At 60.1% G+C, this 21640-nt stretch carries 22 protein-coding genes; 14 read left to right on the top strand and 8 right to left on the bottom strand.

Features of this window, described 5'->3' with window-relative positions; translation table 11 throughout:
- Positions 1-34: 34 nt before the first annotated feature.
- Both LOZ77_RS01330 and LOZ77_RS01335 read left to right on the top strand, forming a co-directional pair.
- Entirely contained in the window at positions 35-319 is a 285-nt protein-coding gene (locus LOZ77_RS01330) for a DUF1330 domain-containing protein (protein WP_066762426.1), read from the top strand.
- Between the two features lie 10 nt (positions 320-329).
- Positions 330-755, top strand: coding sequence for a BphX family protein (locus LOZ77_RS01335; protein ID WP_230280484.1), 426 nt, complete (start codon positions 330-332; stop codon positions 753-755).
- Here the strand turns inward: LOZ77_RS01335 and LOZ77_RS01340 are convergent.
- The 3 genes from LOZ77_RS01340 to LOZ77_RS01350 all read right to left on the bottom strand — a co-directional run bounded on the left by LOZ77_RS01340 (position 741) and on the right by LOZ77_RS01350 (position 3989).
- A complete protein-coding gene (locus tag LOZ77_RS01340; protein ID WP_230280485.1) occupies positions 741-1673 on the bottom strand; it encodes a 2-dehydropantoate 2-reductase in 933 nt (310 codons plus the stop codon). The two genes, LOZ77_RS01335 and LOZ77_RS01340, sit on opposite strands and share 15 nt — an antisense overlap.
- Positions 1674-1677: 4 nt before the next feature.
- Positions 1678-2997: an LLM class flavin-dependent oxidoreductase gene (locus LOZ77_RS01345; protein ID WP_230280486.1), complete on the bottom strand. Its 1320-nt coding sequence runs from the start codon at positions 2995-2997 to the stop codon at positions 1678-1680.
- Positions 2998-3059: 62 nt separating this feature from the next.
- Complete coding sequence (locus tag LOZ77_RS01350; RefSeq protein WP_098108416.1) at positions 3060-3989, bottom strand: fatty acid desaturase; 930 nt, start codon at positions 3987-3989, stop codon at positions 3060-3062.
- A gap of 193 nt (positions 3990-4182) precedes the next feature.
- On the opposite strand from LOZ77_RS01350, the gene LOZ77_RS01355 reads away from it, so the two are divergent.
- Entirely contained in the window at positions 4183-5034 is an 852-nt protein-coding gene (locus LOZ77_RS01355) for an IclR family transcriptional regulator (RefSeq protein WP_229660417.1), read from the top strand.
- Positions 5035-5134: 100 nt separating this feature from the next.
- On the top strand, positions 5135-6367 hold the full coding sequence (locus tag LOZ77_RS01360) for a multidrug effflux MFS transporter (protein ID WP_229660418.1): 1233 nt from the start codon (positions 5135-5137) through the stop codon (positions 6365-6367).
- Positions 6368-6376: 9 nt separating this feature from the next.
- On the opposite strand, the gene LOZ77_RS01365 is transcribed toward LOZ77_RS01360, so the two are convergent.
- The 3 genes from LOZ77_RS01365 to hpaH are packed head-to-tail and all read right to left on the bottom strand — an operon-like array spanning position 6377 to position 9161.
- Entirely contained in the window at positions 6377-7543 is a 1167-nt protein-coding gene (locus tag LOZ77_RS01365) for a CaiB/BaiF CoA-transferase family protein (RefSeq protein ID WP_098108418.1), read from the bottom strand.
- A gap of 4 nt (positions 7544-7547) precedes the next feature.
- Entirely contained in the window at positions 7548-8336 is a 789-nt protein-coding gene (locus tag LOZ77_RS01370; RefSeq protein ID WP_230280487.1) for an HpcH/HpaI aldolase/citrate lyase family protein, read from the bottom strand.
- Between the two features lie 9 nt (positions 8337-8345).
- Entirely contained in the window at positions 8346-9161 is an 816-nt protein-coding gene (gene hpaH, locus LOZ77_RS01375; RefSeq protein WP_066762404.1) for a 2-oxo-hept-4-ene-1,7-dioate hydratase, read from the bottom strand.
- Positions 9162-9242: 81 nt separating this feature from the next.
- Here hpaH and LOZ77_RS01380 point away from each other — a divergent pair, with 81 nt between their 5' ends.
- The 10 genes from LOZ77_RS01380 to LOZ77_RS01425 all read left to right on the top strand — a co-directional run bounded on the left by LOZ77_RS01380 (position 9243) and on the right by LOZ77_RS01425 (position 19970).
- Positions 9243-10160: an alpha/beta fold hydrolase gene (locus tag LOZ77_RS01380; RefSeq protein ID WP_229660421.1), complete on the top strand. Its 918-nt coding sequence runs from the start codon at positions 9243-9245 to the stop codon at positions 10158-10160.
- Positions 10161-10255: 95 nt separating this feature from the next.
- A complete protein-coding gene (locus tag LOZ77_RS01385) occupies positions 10256-10783 on the top strand; it encodes a TIGR02444 family protein (RefSeq protein WP_230280488.1) in 528 nt (175 codons plus the stop codon).
- Between the two features lie 43 nt (positions 10784-10826).
- Positions 10827-11744, top strand: a complete 918-nt coding sequence (locus LOZ77_RS01390) for an SDR family NAD(P)-dependent oxidoreductase (RefSeq protein ID WP_066762401.1) — start codon at positions 10827-10829, stop codon at positions 11742-11744.
- A 10-nt stretch (positions 11745-11754) separates the two neighbouring features.
- A complete protein-coding gene (locus LOZ77_RS01395; RefSeq protein ID WP_066762398.1) occupies positions 11755-12924 on the top strand; it encodes an acyl-CoA dehydrogenase family protein in 1170 nt (389 codons plus the stop codon).
- A 108-nt stretch (positions 12925-13032) separates the two neighbouring features.
- A complete protein-coding gene (locus LOZ77_RS01400) occupies positions 13033-14247 on the top strand; it encodes a CoA transferase (protein ID WP_066762395.1) in 1215 nt (404 codons plus the stop codon).
- Positions 14244-15458 (top strand): acetyl-CoA C-acetyltransferase, encoded by a 1215-nt coding sequence (locus LOZ77_RS01405; protein ID WP_066762392.1) that lies wholly within the window; start codon positions 14244-14246, stop codon positions 15456-15458. Before LOZ77_RS01400 ends, LOZ77_RS01405 begins: the two co-directional genes overlap by 4 nt.
- A gap of 2 nt (positions 15459-15460) precedes the next feature.
- Positions 15461-17053, top strand: a complete 1593-nt coding sequence (locus LOZ77_RS01410; protein ID WP_066762390.1) for an acyl-CoA dehydrogenase family protein — start codon at positions 15461-15463, stop codon at positions 17051-17053.
- On the top strand, positions 17050-17910 hold the full coding sequence (locus LOZ77_RS01415) for a MaoC family dehydratase N-terminal domain-containing protein (protein ID WP_061939682.1): 861 nt from the start codon (positions 17050-17052) through the stop codon (positions 17908-17910). Before LOZ77_RS01410 ends, LOZ77_RS01415 begins: the two co-directional genes overlap by 4 nt.
- A gap of 22 nt (positions 17911-17932) precedes the next feature.
- A complete protein-coding gene (locus LOZ77_RS01420) occupies positions 17933-18808 on the top strand; it encodes a MaoC/PaaZ C-terminal domain-containing protein (protein WP_066762467.1) in 876 nt (291 codons plus the stop codon).
- Complete coding sequence (locus LOZ77_RS01425; protein ID WP_066762387.1) at positions 18795-19970, top strand: acyl-CoA dehydrogenase family protein; 1176 nt, start codon at positions 18795-18797, stop codon at positions 19968-19970. The genes LOZ77_RS01420 and LOZ77_RS01425 overlap by 14 nt, the downstream gene beginning before the upstream one ends.
- Positions 19971-20064: 94 nt before the next feature.
- Here the strand turns inward: LOZ77_RS01425 and LOZ77_RS01430 are convergent, their stop codons facing one another.
- Positions 20065-21249 carry an acyl-CoA dehydrogenase gene (locus LOZ77_RS01430; protein WP_066762465.1) on the bottom strand — a complete coding sequence of 395 codons (1185 nt, stop codon included), beginning with the start codon at positions 21247-21249 and terminating at the stop codon, positions 20065-20067.
- Between the two features lie 12 nt (positions 21250-21261).
- On the bottom strand, positions 21262-21510 hold the full coding sequence (locus LOZ77_RS01435) for a hypothetical protein (protein ID WP_230280489.1): 249 nt from the start codon (positions 21508-21510) through the stop codon (positions 21262-21264).
- Positions 21511-21640 lie beyond the last annotated feature (130 nt).

The following is a 21640-nucleotide window of genomic DNA, read 5'->3' on the forward strand; positions in this document are numbered from 1 at the left end:
GGCGATCCTGGCCATGACGAAAGGAAACAGAGTGATGGCTGCTTATTTCATCGGATCGATCAAGTCGCACGACGAAGCCTGGGTGGCAGACTATATGGCCGCGGTTCCGGCGCTGGTCGGACGGCACGGCGGGGAAATGGTCTGCCGTTCGCACGAGTTCGTCCGTTATGAGGGCGAGGGAGCCGCACCTGACTATGTCGTGGTGATCCGGTTCCCTTCGATGGAGGCGATCGACGCCTTCATGAACGATCCCGACTATGCGCCGCACAAGGATGCGCGGATCGCCTGCGCCACGTCGGATATCTTCGCGATCGCATGAGGAGGCCGCGATGAAGGTTCTGCGCATTTTCCTGATCGCCGTGGGGATCTGGTATCTCTGCAATCTCGTGCTGCTCTGGCCTCCGGTCTACGGCGGGGCGCTGCCGTTGATCTACCCTGGGATCGCGCTGGGGCAGGGGACGCCGATGTTCGGCCTGTTGCTCGACGCATGGCTGATCGTCGGCGTCCAGTTGGCCGCGATCGGCGTCGTGGCACTATGGGGTGCTCGCGACCCGATGCATTACCGCGCGCTCGTCCCGGTGATCGTGCTGACCGAGTTGGTCGGTTCGGCCTGGGACATCTATAGCATTGTCTGGAGCGGTGAGGCTTTGTGGGTCGGGTTGACGACCTTGGCAGCGCACGCAGTGATTGTCGCGGGCGCTTGGTTTGCCGTGCGCGCGGTTGAGCGGGAAACCGCCGGATCAGTCAAGGCGTAGTCCACGGGCGCGCAACCGCGCAATAACATCGTCTGCCGCAGGGCAGGGCAGCCCTGCCTGCCGGGCGAAACGAGGAATCGCGCCGGTGAGGTGAGCGAATTCCGAAGGTCTGCCGCTTTCGAGATCGCGTTGCAGCGAACTGGTGACGTCGGGTGGAAAGCGGCCGATGAAGTCCAGCTTCTCGTATATGCAATCGGGCGGCAATTCGATGCCCAACGCCGCTGCGATCCGTTCGACCTCGGCCATGGTCTCGCGCAAAAGCGCGCTGGCCTGGGGATGGCCCAGCACCTGACCGACCTTCAGGCCGAACGCCGGGGCCACCGCGCCGATCGTCGCGGCCATCAGGAACTTGTCCCACAACGCTGGGCGCATGTCGCCTGTCAGAGTGGTGGGGACCCCAGCGGCAATAAGGTCGCCCGCAAGGATTGCCGAGGCCTGTCCGGCAGCCGGGTCGGTTGCGCGATCGGCGACCGGGCCGGCCAGCAGCGTGGCGGGGACGCCGGTGTGGCGCACGATCCCGTCTTCAAGCTCGAAGAAGCCGTGCATGCGTGCGCCAAGCACGACAGCGCGGGGCAGGGCGGCCTGGGCGATGCCGGGTGCTTCGACCCCATTCTGCACCGTCAGCAGCGTGAAGCGGCTTCGGCGCAGTGGTTCGAGCAGGGCAAGCGCCGATTTGATCTGAAACGTCTTGGTTGCCAGGATGGCATGATCCGGCGGCGTTGCTGGATCGCATGCTGCGGACACCGGCACACGCACTTGCCGCTCGGCCCCGCCTTCGGACAGCAGCACGCCCGTGTTTCGCAAGGCCTCGAGCCGCGCTCCTCGGGCGATAAGCAGAACTTCATGCCCGGCGTTGTGCAACCGCGTGCTCAGGAAACTGCCGATTGCCCCGGCGCCGATGATGACAAACCGGCTCACCGCATTAGGCGAAGAAGCGGTTGTCCGGGCGCGGCAGGCCTAGATGGTCGCGCAGCGTTTCGCCTTCGTATTCGGTGCGGAAGAGGCCGCGCGCCTGCAGTTCCGGCACGACCTTGCCGGTGAAGTCTTCCAGGCCTTCGGGCAGATAAGGGAACATGGTGGTGAAGCCGTCGCAGGCGCCCTGCTCAAGCCAGTGCTGCATTTCATCGGCGATGGTCTTGGCGGTGCCGACAAAGGCCAGCCCGCCATAGCTGCCGGCCTTGGCGGCGAGTTGCCGGATCGTCAGGTTCTCAGCTCTGGCCAATTCGATCATGAACCGCCGCGAACTTTTGCTGGCGTTGGATTCGGGGATGTCGGGCAGGGGGCCATCGGGATCGAAGCTCGATACGTCGTGACCCAGCATGCCGGACAGTGAATGGATGCCGCTGTCGTAGTGGACCAGGCTGTCCAGTTTCGCGCGTTTCGCTTGGGCTTCCTCGACGGTGTCTCCAACAACCAGGAATACGGCCGGCATGATCTTGATGTGATCGGGATTGCGTCCTACCGTCGCCGCCCGCCCTTTGACGTCGTCGTAATAGGCTTTGCTGCCTTCCAGCGTCGATTCCGCAGCAAATACGGCTTCGGCGGTTTCGGCAGCGAGCTGGCGGCCCGGGTCCGAGGCACCGGCCTGGAAGATGACCGGCCAGCCTTGAACCGGACGGGCGATGTTAAGCGGCCCGGTGACCGAGAAATGCTCGCCCTTGTGGTTCAGCGCACGCATCCGGGCGGGGTCGAAATAGATGCCCTTTTCTGCGTCCATAACGAAGGCATCGTCGGCGAAACTGTCCCACAGCCCGGTCACCACGTCATGAAACTCGCGGGCGCGGTGATAGCGCGCGGCGTGATCTGGCTGGGTCTCCAGGCCGAAGTTGCGGCTGCTGTCCGGATTCGAAGTGGTCACAACGTTCCAGCCGGCCCGCCCGCCGCTGATGTGATCGAGAGAGGCAAAGCGGCGCGCGACATGGAACGGCTCGTCGTAAGTGGTCGAGGCCGTTGCGACGAGGCCGATTCGCTCAGTCACCCCGGCCAGTGCGGAAAGCAACGTGAATGGCTCGAACGAGGTCACAGTGTGGCTGCGCATCAGCGCCTGGCGTGGCAGGTTGAGCACGCCGAGGTGATCAGCCATGAAGAAATAATCGAACTTGGCAGCTTCAAGGCTGCGGATGAAGCGCTGGATCGCTTTGAGGCTGAAGTTCGCGTCGGGTAAGGCACCTGGATACCGCCAGGCTCCGGTGTGGATGCTGACCGGACGCATGAACGCCCCGAGGTGAAGTTGCTTGGCCATCAGTGCGTTTCCCGGTCTGGAGGTACGGCCGGACCATACCGAACGGTCCGGCCGTTATTTCGTTAGGCAGGCTTTGCCTTGCCTTGCGCCTGGTCGAGTTCCCGGCGAACCGCAAAGTGGTCGTCATAGTTCTCGGGCTTCAGGGCGAAGGCTTTCTGGCGCGTGATACGGTTGGCGTTGATTTCATCGTACTTGAGGTAATAGGCCTTGTGCATCCGGTAGAACGGGATTTCCGGCCAGAGGTGGTGGATCAGGTGGTAATTCTGATAAACCATCAGCGGGTTGAGCAACCATTCCCAGCCGAACCGCATGGTTGTCGCCATGTAAGGGTCTTCGTCTTGCGCGATGATCGCGGGATGATGTGGCAGGATGACGAAGACGATGGCGATGAGGAACAGCGTGATCCGTGACGGCACGAACCACAGCATGAACAGTTCCCAGCCGAAGCCGAAGTAAATTGCCGCAACGAACAGCAGCGCGAGGAGCGAATAGAAGACAAGCAGTTCGGTGCCATGTTTCTTGCGCACGTTCTGACCATATTTGACGAAATACCAGATGTAGGCACCATCGAAGAAGGTCCAGCGGAATGTAACCTGCCACCAGGGCGATTCATGCTCGAACCGGTCGGGGTCTTTGGGTCCATTGGTATGCGTGTGGTGCTTGTTGTGGACCCAGCGGACCAGGACCATCGGGGCATAGGGAAAGAGGAAGAACAAGCCGATCGCGCCGATCGATTCGTTGATCCAGCCAACGCTAGACAACGACTTGTGCGAGGCGTCGTGGATCACGCTGAAGAGCAGATAGGTGATCAGTCCGTTGGCGATTGCGCCGACCCAAAGCGGAAGCATCGAGTTCAGCGCCAGGTACCAGGTCGTTGCGATCCCTGCCATGGAAATGACAAACAGGAGAGCCGTCGGCAGGGCGAGAACGGGCGCCTTTCGCAGCTGTTCGAAATGCTCTTCGGACGATCTGGGAAACGCGATTGCAGCCATTACCCGGGTTCCTTTCCTCTCACTGGCTTAGAAGCGCCTAGTTGGGTTGACGCTTGGCCTCTTTGTCGTATTTGACCGAGGTTATGCTCTTGAACAATTTTGCCGCCTACACTATTCGTTGGACAATATGCAACTCTTTTCCCGTCATGCAAGGGGACTTCGGGCCGGGCAATGCTGGTAATGGGAGTACCGAATGAATGCACGCAAGGCTAGCCAGCTTTCAGCTAAAGGTGATGAAATGGAACATCAGGCTACCGAGCGCTTGCCTCCCAAAGATTTGAGCGCGAATGATTCGCCGCGCAAGGCTATCCAGTCCGTGGAAATTGGTGTTCGCGTCCTCAGGGCCTTGATGGATTGCCCAAGGGATGGCGCACATCTGCGTGATGTTGCCGAGAAATCGGGTCTGTCACGCAGCCAGGCACACCGTTACCTGCTGTCTTTTGTCAATACAGGCGTGGTCGAGCAGAAGGTCCAGAATGGCCGCTATGCACTAGGTGAGTTTTCAGTTCGTATTGGCATGGCCGCGCTGGCGCGGGTGGAGCCGGTACGGATCGCTGGCGATAATCTGGCGAGCGTGCTGGAAGAACTGCAAACGACTGGGTTGCTGTCGGTCTGGGGCAATTATGGGCCAACGGTGATTCGCTGGATCGATGGCGGTCTGCCCCTGTTTACCAGTTTGCACGTCGGCTCTGTTTTGCCCTTGCAGGCTTCGTCCACCGGCATCCTGTATTTGACCCATTGTTCACGAGCTTTGACTCGGCCCGTCATCGCCCAGGAGCGCGCCAGCGGGCTGGTGGTTTCCGACGACGAACTGGAAAGGCAGATAGTCCAAGCGCGCGAGATGGGATACGCGACCACACAGGGTACAGTTGTGCCTGGTCTCTCTGCCTTGAGTGTACCTGTGCTTGGTTCCGGGAACAGGCTTGTTGCAACGATGAGCGTTCTCTCGCGAGTTCAGGAAAAGCATTTTTATTCGAAGCCGAAGATCGAAAAGATCCGTTCGGCGGCCATAGCAGCGAGTCGTGCGATCGGCTGGCAAGGATAGCTCCTGCGGTTTTCCATCAGAAGTGGACTGGCCTCCATATTGGTGGACCGGCTTCATGGCGGGGGCGCTGCCAGGCCCGACCATCCGGAAGGTATAAAGATTGTCGCTGACCCATAAAGAGCCAATCGGCAAACGGGAGTTCATCGCCATGATGGCGATGATCCAGGCATTGCAGTCACTTGGGTTTACAACTTTGCTTCCGGTCTTAGGTGTCATGGCAAACGATCTGGGGGCAAGCGGTTCAAACCAGCGGCAATGGGTCATCGGCACCTTCCTGATCTGCTCCGGCCTGTTTTCGCTCGTCCCGGGGACGATCTCCGACCGGCTTGGGAGGAAGCCGGTCCTGCTGGTTTGCATGGGCCTGTTCGCCCTGATCAATCTGCTTTGTGCTTTCGTGGCTGACTTTTCCGTCCTGCTGGCGGCCCGCGCGCTGCTTGGCTGTGCCTCGTCCGCCCTGACCGTCCTTCCTATGGCGATCATTCGCGACCGCTATCAAGGCGAAGACATGGCCAAGCTGCAAGCCTTTGTCGCGATGCTGTTTATGGCAGTCCCGACCCTTGCCCCAAGTTTGGGTTATGTGATCTTTACTACGCTCGGCTGGCGTGCCGTCTTCATTGTCATCGGCGTGCTGTCGATGGGAGTGTCAGCATGGTATTTCTACCGCATGGAAGAAACGCTGCCGCTTTCCCGGCGGCAGTCCCATGGTGCCAGAGAATTGTTCGGTAACATCCGCCTCGTTCTGACAAACCGCCGGTCGATCGGTTACGTCATTGGCATGGCCCTGATTTTCGGCGCTCACTTCGGCTTCATCAACAGCTCGCAGCAATTGATCGGCGAACATTTCGGGGCCGGCGGGGCCTATTCGGTAATCTTTGGCTTGATGGCGGGCTCGATGATGCTGGCCAGCATTGCCAATTCTGCGATCGTACACCGTTTCGGAACCCGGCGGCTTGGGCATGCCGCGATCCTCTGCTACCTCATCGTCTCGGTCTGCCAGGTCTATCTGGCATCGCGCCCGGGCGAGACCTTGTTGCAATTTGTCTTGCTGATGTCCGCGAACATGTGCCTGCTGATCACGGTATTCATCAATTTCACCGCAATTTCACTGCAGCCGTTCGGTAAGCTCGCTGGCGCTGCCGCCTCGGTCCAGACCTTCTTTCGGTTGGTACTTGGTGCTGGGCTGGGTGCCTTGATCGGTCAGGCCTACGACGGTTCGCCACTGCCTTTGGCCTATTCGCTCGTTGGCGTGGCGACTGTGACTATTCTACTGGTACTGTTCAGCGAGGGGGGCAGACTGTTCGCAGCGAGTGTGGCGGTACGGACGAAAGGCTGATCGCCGGACTTATTCGACCTTGAAGGGCTGAGGTATGCCCGGTGCCGGTCGGTCCGAAACCATTCTCACACCGTCTATCACGATCGGGCTAGCGACACCCTTGTAGCCTTCCGGGGTTACCGCCAGACCCCTTGCAACGACATGCGGATCAGCGAACACTTCGTCGAGCTCGTTGATCGGTCCGGCGGGTACGCCCGCGTCCTCCAGCGCGTTGAACAGTTCCTGCCGGTTCCATCGGGCCGTAAGCGTCTCCACGGTTTCGATAAGTTCGGACCTGTTCGCAAGCCGTGCGGGGTTGGTGGCGAAGCGTGGGTCTTCATGCAGTGAACACCGCAAAACGCGGCACAAGCTGGCGAACTGGCCGTCGTTGCCGGCCGCAATCACCAAGGGCCCGTCAAGCGTGGGGAAGGCTTGATAGGGTGCCAGATTGGCGTGACCGTTGCCGAACCGGCGCGGCACATTACCCGATGTCATCCAGTTCATCGCCTGATTGGCCATGACCGCCACCTGGGTATCGAGCAGTGCCATGTCGATGTGGGCGCCGCTGCCGGTGCGGTCCCGGCGGTTGAGCGAAGCGAGGATCGCCACCGTGCTGTACATGCCCGTGAACAGATCGGCCACGGCGATGCCCGCCTTCTGCGGTTCGCGATCGGGTTCGCCGGTCATCGACATCATGCCGCCCATGGCCTGGGCGATGAAATCGTAGCCTGCGCGGTGGGCGTAAGGCCCGGTTTGTCCGAACCCTGTGATCGAGCAGGTGATCAGGCGCGGGTTCAGTGCGGAAAGCGCGGCATGGTCAAGCCCGTACTTCGACAGCCCGCCGACCTTGTAGTTCTCGATCACGATGTCTGCGCCGCTTGCCAGTTCGCGAATGATGGCCTGGCCCTCCGCGCTGGCGATGTCGATTGCGAAAGACCGCTTGCCGCGATTGGTCGAATGGAAATAGGCCGCTCCCAAATTGGTGCCATCTTCCGCTGTCACGAACGGCGGCCCCCAATGCCGCGTATCGTCTCCTACACGGGGCCGTTCGATCTTGATCACTTCGGCGCCAAGGTCCGCCAGCAGCTGTCCGCACCATGGGCCAGCCAGGATGCGGGCTAATTCAAGCACCCGGACGCCATCAAGCGGTTTGACCGGGTCACTGGAACGAGGCGTCTGCCAAGCCGGTTTCGCCATAGCCTCAGTTGCCGCCCTGTGCCGCGATACGCTCACGCCAGACCCGGAGTCCGTCGCCCGCGCCCTTGGCCAAGGTGAGGCTGTCGATCCCGTTGGCGATGAAGCGGGCACCGCCATCGAGGAACTGCTGGACGAGCCGCTCGTCGCGCGAAAGGATCCCGGCCGGTTTGCCGGTTGCCACGATACGCGCCAGCGCCTCGCCGGTCAGCTTGAACAGGGCATCGAAGCTGCTTCCGCCCAGCAAACCTTCGGTCGCGGCCAGGTCCGCAGGTCCAAGAAACAGCGCGTCGATCCCGTCCACTGCGGCGATCGCCTCAATATTGTCGACGGCGGTCGCGGTCTCGATCTGGGCGATGATGCAAACCTGCGCATTGGCTTCTGCGACATAAGCAGGATAGCCACCCCAGCGCGCGGCACGGGCGCCACCGAGGCCGCGTTCGCCTTCAGGCGGATAGCGGGACGCAGTTACGATGGCCTGGGCCTGTTCGGCGGTTTCGACCATCGGAACCATCAGAGTCTGCGCTCCAAGATCGAGAACCTGCTTGATTGCTACCGGATCGTGGCCGGCAATCCGGACGATCGCCGAACACGGCGGCGTCGCCTCGATCGCACGCAGCTGCGCGACGATTCCGGGCAGGGTCTGCGGGCCATGTTCGCCATCGATCAGCAGCCAGTCATAGCCCTGGCCCGCACTGATTTCGGCAATGTCTGGATGGGCCAGGGCCAACCAGAAGCCAAGCTGGACCGGACCTTCGCGCAAGGCCGCCTTGAAGCGGTTGACGGGTGTTTGCATTGTCGCCCTCTATACGAACCGGAACCCAATTGAACCAAACTCGCCGAAATCGGCGTTGAAGACATCGCCCGGCGCCGCTTCGACCGGACGCGTGAACGATCCGCCGAGCACGACCTCTCCGGCTTCTAGCCCTTGCCCCCAGGGCGCGAGCCGCCTTACCAGCCACGCGACGCCGTTGGCGGGATGGTTGAGAACCCCTGCCGCAAGGCCGGTCTCCTCGATCACCCCGTTGCGGCTGAGCAGCGCGCCGATGCGGCGCAGGTCGAGCCCGTCGGGTTTCGCCGGCAGACCGCCGACAATGATTCCGGCATTGGCGGCATTGTCGCTGATCGTGTCCAGGACCTTGCGCGCGGCCCCGGTTTCGGCATCCTTGGGATGCACCCGTGTGTCGATGATTTCGATTGCCGGAACCACATAGTCGGTGGCGCTCAGGACATCGAAAATCGTCGTCTGTGCTCCTTCCAGGCGGCGCCCGAGCACAAAGGCCAACTCGACCTCGACCTTGGGCGTGATGAACCGCGCGGCCGGAACGTCGCTGCCCTGTTCGAACACCATGTCATCCAGCAAGGTGCCGTAATCGGGTTCGGTGATCCCGGCTGCCTGTTGCATCGCGCGCGAGGTCAGGCCGATCTTGTGACCAAAGACGGTCCGGCCGCGCTCTCGCTTGAGATCGACCCAAGCCTGGTTGATGCGGTAGGCATCCTCGATCCGCATGGCAGGATAGCGCGCCGAGAACGGCCGGACCCGTTCGCGGGTCTGTTCGGCGCCGTCGAGTTCAAGCGCCAGCTCGTTGACCAGTAGGTCGCTGAATACCTCCACTGCCATCTTGAATCTCCCGTGGCATATCCTTTGGGAAAAACCATTGCACAATGTCAAACGATATCTTAGGTTCCGGCAAATTTGACCGTGAACTCCGGCGAAGAGTCGCGCGGATATTTCGTCAGGATCACATGGGAGAATGTCATGGCTGCTGAAGGTGTTATCAGGGAAGAAAAGATCACGGGCCGGGGCTTGACCTCGCACACCCTCTTGGCGGGCGATCCGTCCAAGCCGGCAATTCTGCTGCTTCACGGTGCGGGTCCGGGCGCACATGCCGCATCCAACTGGTATCACCTGATGCCGGACCTCGCCGAAAACTTCTTCGTGATCGCGCCCGACCTGATCGGTTTCGGCCAGTCGGTGATTCCCGATCCGTGGCCTGACAGCGTGATGGGCTGGATCGGCACCCGGGTCGACCAGTGCTTTGGCCTGCTTGAGGCGCTCGGTGTGAAGAAGGCCCACGTTGTCGGTAATTCGATGGGCGGCGCGCTGACCCTGCAGATGATGAGCGAGGAGCCCGACACGATCGACAAGGTGGTGCTGATGGGTTCGATCGGGGCGCCCGGCCCGCGCACCCCGGAATTGATCCGCCTGCTCTCGTTCTATTCGGACCCGCGTTACTCTCGCTATCGCCAGGTGATGCACAGCTTCGCCTACGATGCCGAGAAGTTCGAAGGCATGGAGGAAATCGTCGAGAACCGTTACAAGATCGCCACCGATCCGGGAATCATGAAGACCGCGGTCAAGATGATCGATTCGATGAAGAACGGCATTGAGACGCTCAACATGCCGCCCGAACTGCTGGGCAAAATGCCGCACGAAGTGCTGATCTTCCATGGCCGCCAGGACCGGGTGGTGCCGCTCGACACCAGCCTCTACCTGATCCAGCATCTCAAGCATGCCGAACTCTACGTTCTCGACCGTTCGGGTCACTGGTCGCAGCTGGAACGGTGGGATGTCATGCGTCCGATGATGGAAATCCATTTCGGCGCCCGCACGTTCTAGGCGGTTGGCCTCGTTGCATGTCTGGTCAGCATTTTCACCAAGGTCCGCGATTGGCTACTTCGGCACGGTCGGACCAAGGCCCGGTCGTGCCGCCAGTGGGTGATGGAGCTTCAGTTCAGGTGGAGCAGCACGCGGCGGCGTTATGGGACTATTCTTTACACATTTATGCCAAGCCGGGTGTGGCAGCTTCCTGCCTTGCCTTGCAGGATCAGCATGGGTGTGACGTCAACACGGTGTTGCTTTGCCTTTGGTTGGCAGGGGCGCGTAGCACCATTCTCGCTGTTTCGGACATCGAGGCCGCGCAGCACTCGGCAGCAACTGCGAATGAACGCTTCGTGCAACCGGTCCGTTCGGTGCGGCGCTGGATGAAGCAGTGGTGCCAAGGTACGCCTGAGTCGGAAATTAACGCCGCAGCCTATGCGGCGCTGAAGACGGCAGAGTTGCATGGTGAACGTCTGGTCCAGTCCCAAATGCTCGCTGGGCTGGACCTGGACCAGTTGACCCGTGCCGAGTCGTCCGAAGCAGCAGTCCAGGCAAGCTTTGCCAACTATTGTACCTTGGCGAGCACATCTGGCGGAGTGGCAGAGGAACTGGGTGAGCTTGTTGCCAGGGCCTGGCATTGAGCCAGTCCTGCCTGTCGGGCTAATTGCATTTGAGGAACGGGATATGGATCGGTGCCTGGATGGATCAGTTGTCGCGATCACTGGTGCCGGGCGCGGAATAGGTCGCCAACTGGCGTTGTATTGCGCCGCGCAGGGGGCGGCAATTATCGTCAACGATCCTGGCGTGGCGCAGGCGGGCAACGGCGGCGATACCGCATTCGCTCAGAACACCGCCAACGACATCATCGCTGCCGGGGGCAAAGCGGCGGCCAACTTCGGTAATGTTGCAGATCCGGCGGAGGCGCAGAGCATTATCGAGGATGCGGTACGGAAATTTGGCCGAATTGATGCGGTCGTGAACAATGCAGGCATCCTGCGAGACAGCATCTGGCACAAGATGAGTCACGCGGACTGGACCAGCGTCATCGCGGTCAATCTTACTGGTGTCTTCAACGTTTCCCAGGCCGCCACGCCCTATTTTCGTGAACAGAAGGCGGGCAGTTTCGTTCATTTCACTTCGACGAGCGGTCTGATCGGCAACATCGGGCAGGCGAACTATTCGGCGGCAAAGTTGGCCGTCGTCGCGCTTTCGCAGTCTATCGCGCTCGACATGGCGCGGGTTGGCGTCCGCTCGAACTGCATCGCGCCTTTTGCGTGGAGCCGCATGACCTCGTCAATTCCCGCGACAACCCCTGCCGAACACGAACGTGTCCAACGGTTGCAATCCATGTCGGCAGACAAGATCGCGCCTTTGGTTGCCTATCTGGCATCCGACCTGTCCAAGGACGTGACGAACCAGATTTTCGCGGTTCGCAAGAATGAAATCGCCCTGTTTTGCAAGCCCCGGCCGATCCGGTCGATGACCAAGGTCGAAGGCTGGACGCCGGAGGCAATTGCCCACGAGCTTGTACCTTCGTTTCGCAGCAGCTTCGCGCGCGCCGATGAAGTCTCGGCGCATGTCTTTCCTTATGATCCAATCTGACAGGTAACCGATGAGCAACGCCGGCATGGATGCAGAAGTCTTCGAACAATTCTTGATACAGCTTGAACGCTTCGTGCGCGACCGGCTCATTCCTGTCGAGCGCAAAATTATTGAAACCGACCTCATCCCCGAAAGCGTCCTCGAAGCGATGCGCGACATGGGTCTGTTTGGATTGACCATACCGGAAGAGCATGGCGGCGCCGGCATGAACATCAGCCAGTATATCCGCACCATGCACACGCTAAGTTATGCGATGCCGGCATTCCGCTCGATCATCTCGATCAATGTCGGCATGTTCGCATCAGCCTTCAAGAATGGTGGAACAGAAGCGCAGAAGGCTGCATGGCTGCCGCGCATTGCCGCGGGTGAAATCGCCGCTTTCGGCCTGACCGAACCCGGTTCGGGATCAGATGCGGCGGGTCTGCAGACGACTGCGGTGCCGACCGCCGACGGCTGGCTTCTCAATGGCACCAAGCGATATATTACCAACTCGCCCTTTGCGAAGGTTGGACTGATCATGGCGCGGACGGCCACGGAAAATCTGCCCAAGAACGCCCATATATCGGCATTCATCGTCCCTCTTGACATACCCGGCGTGACGATCTGCAAGTCGGACAGGAAGATGGGCCAGTCGGGTAGCCATATCGCCGATATCGTGCTGGAAGATGTCCACGTTGGCAGCGAGGCTTTGCTCGGCGGCGAACTTGGCAAGGGCTTTGCATTCGCGATGATGAGCCTCGACAACGGCAGGATGTCGGTGGGCGCCGCAGCGACCGCTTATGCCCGCCGGGCGCTGGACAGCGCCATCCGATACGCGACCGAGCGCAAGGCATTCGGCGAGCCGATTGCCAACTTCCAGTTGATCCAGCAGATGCTCGCCCAGAGCGAGATCGAAATCTATGCCGCCGAATGCATGATGGACGATGTCACCCGGCGCGCCGACGCAGGCGAGAACATCTTGCGCAAAGCAGCGGCGTTCAAGGTTTTCGCGACGGAAATGTGCGGCCGGGTGGTTGATGCCTGCGTCCAGATCCACGGCGGTGCCGGCTATCTTGCCGAATACGATGCCGAACGTTTCTTCCGCGATGCGCGCATATATCGGATTTATGAAGGCACGACCCAGATCCTGCAACTCCAGATCGCTAAGCACATGCTGCGCGAATTTGCGGCGGCGAATTGACCTTCGTGGGTTGCACTTCATCCGCAGGCTGCACCATGGGCGGCCAGGGGGTTCATTCCGCCCCGCCCTGGCGCGTGGCCAATTCGCCTGCGGGCCGGATCAAACGCCATGTATAGTTTTCTCGATGGCCTATCGATCATTGAGGCATCGTCATTCGTCGCCTCTCCCACGGCGGGCCTTTATTGCGCGCAATTTGGCGCACAGGTGATACGTGTCGACCAGACTGGCGGCGGCCCCGATTACCGGCGCTGGCCTGTGACGGAGGCGAACGACTCGCTCTATTGGGAGAATCTCAATCGTGCAAAAAAGTCAGTCGCGGTTGATCTTCGCAAGCCTGAGGGGCGTGAAATTGTGCAGGAACTGGTGAGGGCAACCGGCCAGCTCATCACCAATTTTCCGGTGGATGGTTTCCTGTCCCATGCCCTCCTCGCGCAGGGGTGTCCGGATCTTGTCACCTTGCGGATAATGGGGTGGGCCGATGGCTCGCCCGCGCTCGATTACACCATAAACAATGCCGTGGGATACCCTATGCTGACTGGAACCGGCCCCGATCCGGTCAATCATGTCCTGCCCGCGTGGGATCTCATTTCCGGCGCATACGGAGCATTCGCCATGCTTGCCGCGATGCAGTGGCGAAGCACAAGTGGCGAAGGATGCGAGATCCGGCTGCCGTTGTCAGACGTGGCGATCGGCACGGTCGCCAACCTCGGTGCACTTGCAGAAATGCTCTATACGGGCCGGGATCGTCCGCGCCTTGGCAATGCAGTTTATGGCTTGTTCGGTCGCGACTTCACCACGCGCGACGGGGTGCGGATAATGATTGTCGTTGCCACGCATCGCCAGTGGGCCAATTTGCTGGTAGCGCTGGGCCTTTCCGAAGATGTTGCGGCCATCGAACAAGAGCGCGGTGTTTCTTTCGAACAGGATGACGGCCTCCGATATACCTTGCGTGACATGCTCTATCCCTTGTTTGAACGGGCAATCCGTTCGCGTGATTACGCCGATCTGTCCACTGCCTTCGATGCGGGGGGAATCGTCTTTTCGCCCTATCGCAGGATGCTTGATGCGGTTCACGATCCAGCGCTGGTAGCGAACAATCCGATTTTCGGGACGGTGCCAAATCCCAGCGGCTTCGACTATCCCGCCGCGGGCACATTCGCCACCGTTCCTCAAATGCACCGTCGGGAGCCTTGTCCCGCGCCGTACAATGGCCAGCATACCGAAGAAGTCCTGGCGGATCTGCTCTCGCTGCCTGCCGCCGAAATCGGCCGCCTGATCGACGCAGGTATTGTGGGCAACATAGCGAGTGGAGACCCGAAATGACCCTTCGTCGCGCAGCCATTGTCATGCCGATCCGCACTGCGGTGGGCAAGTTTGGCGGCTCTCTTTCGCCGATGACTGCAGGCGAGCTTGGCGCAGTCATCCTCAAGGCCCTGATCGAGCGCACGAAGATCGATCCCGCCCGGGTTGACGATGTCGTGTTCAGTCAGGGATATGGCAACGGCGAGGCGCCGGCCATCGGCCACTGGTCATGGCTGGCTGCCGACCTGCCGCTTGAAGTCCCCGGCTATCAGCTCGACCGGCGCTGCGGTTCGGGGCTGCAGGCGATCGTCAACGCCGCGATGATGGTGCAGACGGGGATGTCCGACGTTGTTGTCGCCGGCGGGGTCGAATCAATGTCCAACGTCGAACATTATTCAACCGACCTTCGCAGGGGCAAGCGTTCCGGCAATATCACCCTTCACGACAGGTTGACGCGCGGACGCCTTATGTCTCAGCCGACGGAGCGTTTTGGTGTTATTTCCGGCATGATCGAAACGGCCGAAAATCTTGCCAGGGATTATGACATCAGCCGGGAACAGGCAGATGCCTATGCCGTGCGCAGCCACCAGCGGGCCGCGGCCGCCTGGGCGAATGGAATGTTCGACGACGAAATCGTGCCGGTTGTGGTGCCGCAAAGAAAGGGCGCGCCTGTCATCTTCGCACACGATGAAGGTTATCGCGGCGACGCGACGATGGCTTCGCTCGGCGCGCTGAAGGCGATCGAGGGCGGCGTCGTAACCGCTGGCAACGCCAGTCAGCAGAACGACGCCGCTGCCGCTTGCCTAGTGGTGGCCGAAGACAAACTCGACGAACTGGGGGTGGAACCGATCGCCTTTTATCATAGCTCGGCCGCGGCGGGCTGTGATCCCAGTCGCATGGGAATTGGTCCCGTTCCTGCAGTGCAACGCTTGTTCGCCCGCAGCGGCCTTGGCTGGGGCGATATTGATCTGGTTGAGCTGAACGAAGCCTTCGCACCGCAAGTTCTGGCGGTTCTGAAAGGATGGGGCTGGTCGGATGACGACGGCCGGAACGAAATCCTCAATGTCAATGGTTCGGGTATATCGCTTGGCCACCCGATCGGTGCAACCGGTGGTCGTATTCTTGCCAACCTTACCCGCGAACTTGTGCGCACGAAAGGCCGCTACGGTCTTGAGACGATGTGCATCGGCGGCGGACAAGGCATCGCCGCAATCTTCGAGCGCGCGGCCTGAAGGTGGCTGATCTGCGCCAGGCCCTGAACGCCGCGAGAGACTATCGCGCCTCGGTCAAGGCAGCGTTGGGCGCGCGCTTGGTGTCCGGAAGGATTGATGAGGAGCAGCGGGCCGCGCACGGCTATGCCTGGGTGGCCACGCTTGTGGCTGCGATGGAAGCGGTGCTCGAATGGTCCGAGGCCAGGGGCAGCAAGAATGATCTTGACGCCAGGATCGCCATTCTGGCCTTCGCTGAATGCATTGGCCAGATCGGTGGCGGCCTGCCGATGGGCCAGAACGAAATCTTCCGCCCCGGCGACCTCGGACTTGGCAGCGCTGCCCGCACGCTTTTCGACCGGTGCGCGGACCTGCTCGACGTGGACTATGCGGCAACCAGAGGCGAAGTGGCCGCAGCCCTGGCTCAGGGGCAATGGCCAAGCGAGTCGCTCGATGATGCCGAAGCCGACACGATCCGCGAGCAATACCGTCGCTTCACCAATGCTGTCATCGTGCCCCAGGCGCACGGATGGCATCTGGCGAATGACCTTATCCCCGAGGCAGTGATTCAGGCCATGGCCGATCTCGGTACATTCGGAGTCTGCATACCCGAAATCTATGGGGGTCTTGGCCTTGGCAAGCTAATGATGTGCATCATAACCGAGGAATTGTCGCGCGGCTGGATTGGCGCGGGTTCGCTTGGCACGCGGTCCGAAATCGCCGGCGAACTGATCGGCTTGAACGGCACCGAAGCGCAAAAGGCCTGGTGGCTACCCAGGATCGCGAGCGGCGAGGTTTTGCCGTCAGCAGCCTTCACCGAACCCGACACCGGATCGGATCTTGGCTCCATTCAAACCCGCGCACGGCACGACGGCGATCACTGGGTCATCAACGGGGCGAAAAACTGGATTACCCATGCCAGCCGATCAGATCTGATGACGATGCTCGTGCGAACATTACCTGAAGCCAGGGGTTACGCCGGGCTGTCGATGTTGCTGGTGCCCAAGCCTCGGGGCACGAGCGATGACGGTTTCCCAGCCCCTGGCATGACCGGAAGCGAGATCGAGGTCCCCGGTTATCGCGGGATGCGCGAATATGCCCTGCAGTTCGATGCCATGACCGCGCCGGCAGACGCCCTGCTGGGCGGCGAGGAGGGGAAAGGGTTCAAGCAGCTCATGCGTACCTTCGAGGGCGCACGCATCCAGACCGCCGCGCGGGCAGTCGGCGTCGCGCGGCGGGCCCTCGAACTGGGCCTCGACTATGCCTTGGTTCGCAAGCAATTCGGCAGGGCCATCGTCGGGTTTCCGCGCGTGTCGGACAAGCTGGCGATGAGCCTTGTCGATTTTGTGATGGCGCGTGAACTCTGCTATGCTGCCGCGCGAGCCAGGGATTCGGAAAAGCGCTGCGATATTGAGGCCGGCATGGCAAAGTTGCTTGCCGCTCGCGCCGCCTGGTCGAACGCCGACGCTGCGCTGCAGATCCACGGCGCCAATGGTTATGCCCTTGAATACGAGATCAGTCGCATCCTTTGCGATGCGCGCATCCTCAACATTTTCGAGGGCGCTGCGGAAATTCAGGCTCAGGTGATTGCCCGCGGCCTGACCGGAGATGATTTATGACCACCCAGCCAGACGAACAATGGCAAAGCTGGATCGGTCGTGAAGAATTGCGTCACGACTATCTGGAACTCGCTGCCGCAAGACGGTGGCTGGCGACTTTCGACCGCGTTGCGCCGGCAGATGGCAGCGTGCCGCAAGGCTATCATTGGTGCCTTTGCCTGCCAGACGCGCCAACAGCGGCATTGAGCGTGGATGGCCATCCGGTGCGCGGCGGCGAAAGCAGCTTCATGCCACCACTTCCTCAGTCGCGCCGGATGTGGGCATCGAGCAAGATCGAATTTCTTTCGCCGTTGCTCATCGGTCAGAAGGTGCAGCGCAGATCGCGGATCAATTCCATCGCCGAAAAGCAAGGGGCGACCGGCAAGCTTGTTTTCGTCGAGATAGCACAAGAAACCCGCTGCGAAGGCGAACTCTCCGTTCGCGAAACCCAAGCGATCGTTTATCGGGATCCCATGCCTTTGGGCACCGCAGAGCTGCCAAGGCCGTCTGACATGATCTTCGACGGATCCCGATGGGTTGCGCACCGCGCGCTGGTCCCCTCCGAAACCTTGCTGTTCCGATTTTCGGCGCTGACCTTCAACAGTCACCGGATTCATTATGATCGGGCCTACACCTGCGAAATCGAGGGGTATCGCGGCCTCGTCGTTCACGGTCCGTTGACGGCGACACTGCTGCTGGAACTCGCCCAGCAGCACTTCGGCGACAATGCGCTTCGGTGCTTCGATTGCCGAGCGGTGTCTGCCGCGATCTGCGGCGAGGAACTGCATTTGGCGCTTCGCGCGAACGGCAATAGTGTTCAGTTCGTCGCCCATGCGCGCGATGGCCGTCCGATCATGGTTGCCAGCGCCACCCTTTGACCACCTTCCAGGGAAATTGAAAGTGACAATCGATCCGCAAAAATTGCTCAACTTTCGTATTCCTGCGGTTCGTCAGACCGTCACTCCACGCGATGCTGCATTTTACGCCTTATCGATCGGGATGGGGCGAGATCCTACCGACCTCGCGCAGCTGCCATTCGTGGATCCCCTTCGTGGACCGGTTGCCATGCCCGGCATGGCGCTCGTTCTCGCGAGTCCCGGGTTCTGGCTGGGGCACCCTGATTCTGGTGTAGATCCGGTTTCCGTCCTGCATGCCGGCCAATCCATGGTACTGCTTGGCCCGGTTCCGGCAACTGGCGAAGTCGAAAGCACAACCCGCGTCACCCACATTGTCGACAAAGGCGCGGGCAAGGCCGCGTTGATATTCACCGAAACCAATATCCGCGATGATCGCGGCACCTGCTTTGCCTGTCTTGAACGTACGATCTTCATTCGCGGCGGCGGCGGGTTCGGAGGGGAAGGCGAAGCACCGCGAAGTTCGCCGGTACCCTTGGCGGAAGGCAATGCCGGTCTTGTCATTGACCTGACGACCGGTCCCGAACAGGCCCTGATCTATCGTCTCAATGGAGATCTCAACCCGCTGCACAGCGATCCCGCAATCGCGGCGCGCGCCGGGTACAGGATGCCGATATTGCACGGCTTGGGCACGATGGGCATCATCGTTCACGCCATCCTCCGCGGGCGACTTGGCTACCAGGCCGAGCGCCTGCGCGCAGTGCAACTGCGTTTCGCCGCGCCGGTGTTCCCTGGTGAAACCATCAGAACCGAAATCTGGAATAATGGCGCTTTTCGGGCATCGGTGCTCGAGCGCGACGTCATCGTTGCAGATCAAGGGTTTTTCACAATCTCTCAGGATGAGGGCGATGCAGTTTCTTAGTCCTTTCGAATCTCAACACTTTCACGAAATCCGCGACGGCGTGCGCCGGCTGTGTGAAAAGTTCCCGGGTGAATATTGGCGCAAGCTCGACGCTGATCGCGAATATCCGACCTCCTTTGTGGATGCGTTGACGAGCGCTGGCTATCTTTCGGTGCTCATACCCGAGGAATATGGCGGATCAGGTCTGGGCCTTTCGGCTGCAGTTGCCATCCTTGAGACGATTCAAGCGATGGGTTGCAACGGAGCGGCATGCCATGCCCAGATGTATAACATGGCCATCATCCTCAGACATGGATCGGATGAGCAAAAGCGCCTTTATCTTCCCGCGATCGCAAGCGGCGCACTGCGCTTGCAGGCTTTCGGCGTAACCGAGCCGGGAAGCGGCTCCGATACCACTGCGTTAAGGACGACGGCAGTTCGCGATGGGGACTATTTTGTGGTGAGCGGCCAGAAAATCTGGACCAGTCGCGCCGAACACAGCGATCTCATGCTGCTGCTAGCGCGGACTTCGCCGCGCGATCAAGTGACGAAGAAAACCGACGGTCTTTCCATATTCATCGTCGATATGAATCAGGCTCGCACCGCGGGTTCGCTAACGATCCGGCCTATCCGCACCATGATGAACCATGCCACGACGGAACTTTTCTTCGACAGGATGCGCATCCCGGTCGCCAATCTCTTAGGCAAAGAAGGCAAGGGCTTTCATTGCATCCTTTCGGGCATGAATGCGGAAAGAGTTCTTATTGCTGCCGAATGCGTCGGTGATGCAAAATGGTTTACCCGAAAATCCATTGCTTATGCCAATCAACGGGTGGTTTTCGATCGCCCCATTGGCATGAATCAGGGCGTCTCTTTCCCGATCGCGCGAGCCCACGCAAATATGCGCGCTGCCGAGCTCATGGTCCATGAGGCCGCGCGCCTTTACGAAGCGGGGCTTGAACATGGACCCGAGGCGAACATGGCAAAAATGCTTGCCGCGGACGTAGCAGTCGAAGCGGGCAACGCCTGCATCCAGACATATGGCGGATATGGCTTTGCTGAGGAATACGACATCGAACGGAAATTTCGAGAGGCCCGCCTTTATCAGGTGGCACCTGTTTCGACCAATCTCATATTGTCATTCATCGCAGAGCATGTCCTGAAACTACCGCGAAGCTATTGAGGCGGCCACCACGCTCCGTCGTTTCCGCTCACTCGACACAACGATTGTTGCTGCGACCAGGCAGCGCAACACTGAAGAAGGAAGGTGGCCTGCCCTAGAATGCGGCAATGCCAGTGAGTGCTCGACCAAGGATGAGCGCGTGCACATCGTGCGTGCCTTCATAGGTGTTGACGGTTTCCAGATTCACCATGTGCCGCATGACTTGATATTCATCGCTGATGCCATTACCGCCGTGCATGTCTCGGGCATGGCGCGCAATATCAAGCGATTTTCCGACATTGTTACGCTTGACGAGAGAGACCATCTCCGGCGCGAACCTGCCTTCATCCATTAGGCGGCCGACACGCAATGAGGCTTGCAACCCTAGCGCAATGTCTGTTTGCATATCGGCGAGCTTCTTTTGATAGAGTTGGTTGGAGGCAAGCGGCTTTCCAAACTGGTGCCGATCAAGCCCATATTGGCGGGCTGCGTGCATGCAATATTCTGCTGCGCCGAGCGCTCCCCAACTGATCCCATAGCGTGCGCGGTTTAGGCAATCGAAGGGGCCCTTGAGACCCTGGACCCCGGGGAGCAAGGCTTCTTCGTCAACCTCAACCTCATCCATCACGATCATGCCGGTGGTCGAGGCGCGCAGGCTGAGCTTGCCCTTGATCTTGGGAGCGGAAAGCCCCTTCAGGCCCTTTTCAAGCACGAAGCCGCAAATGGCCCCATCATGTGCTTCGCTCTTTGCCCAGACGACAAAGACGTCGGCGAAAGGAGCATTCGAAATCCATGTTTTGATGCCGGAAAGGACATAGCCACCATCAATCCTCTTCGCGATTGTGCGCATGCCCGCAGGATCAGATCCCGCATCAGGTTCTGTCAGGCCGAAGCAGCCGATCAGCGAGCCTGCGGCTAGGCCAGGCAGATATTTAAACCGCTGTTCCTCCGAGCCGAAAGCAAAAATCGGATACATGACGAGCGAGCTTTGCACCGATGCCATTGAACGATAGCCCGAATCCACGCGCTCAATCTCGCGCGCGATCAGACCGTAGGAGACATAGCCAGCTCCAGCACCGCCATAAGACTGTGGGATCGTCGCTCCAAGCAAGCCGGCTTGTCCCATGAGTGGAAACAACTCTGCTGCATCCAGCTCTTCGCGGAAGGCATTGATGACCCGGGGCTGAAGTTCGCCTTGCGCGAAGCCATGAGCCGCATCACGCACCATTCGTTCTTCTTCAGTCAGTTGATCGTCAAAGTTGAAGGGATCGCTCCAATCAAACCGTGCCATCTCGATCATAAATTCCACTCGTCATATGATATCATTCGGTTCAGATGCAGTAATGGCGAGGAGTTCTTCAAGCGTTACCGCGAACCTTGTGAGTTGGACAAATCCCGAAAGTGAAACAATCCACGCAAATACCCGCATGCGGTTGTAGCGAGCTGAAATTCCCCCGAAGGCTACCCTGCCGAGCATAAGGCCAACCGGGCCAGCGAGGAAAACTGGGCCAAAAGCGCTTTTGTCGAGCAGCGAAGCGGAACCGAACACCAGTGCAATCAAGCGATAAATTGCGCGTCGTAGCCATAGATAACGACGACTATCCAACACAAGGTGCGTCCTCAATATGGCGACTGGCTATCCGCATACTCCTTTGGCGTCGCACCAAGTTCAGCCATAGGAACCCTGTTGA

It is taken from the genome of Croceicoccus sp. Ery15 (genome assembly GCF_020985305.1).
GTDB lineage: Bacteria > Pseudomonadota > Alphaproteobacteria > Sphingomonadales > Sphingomonadaceae > Croceicoccus.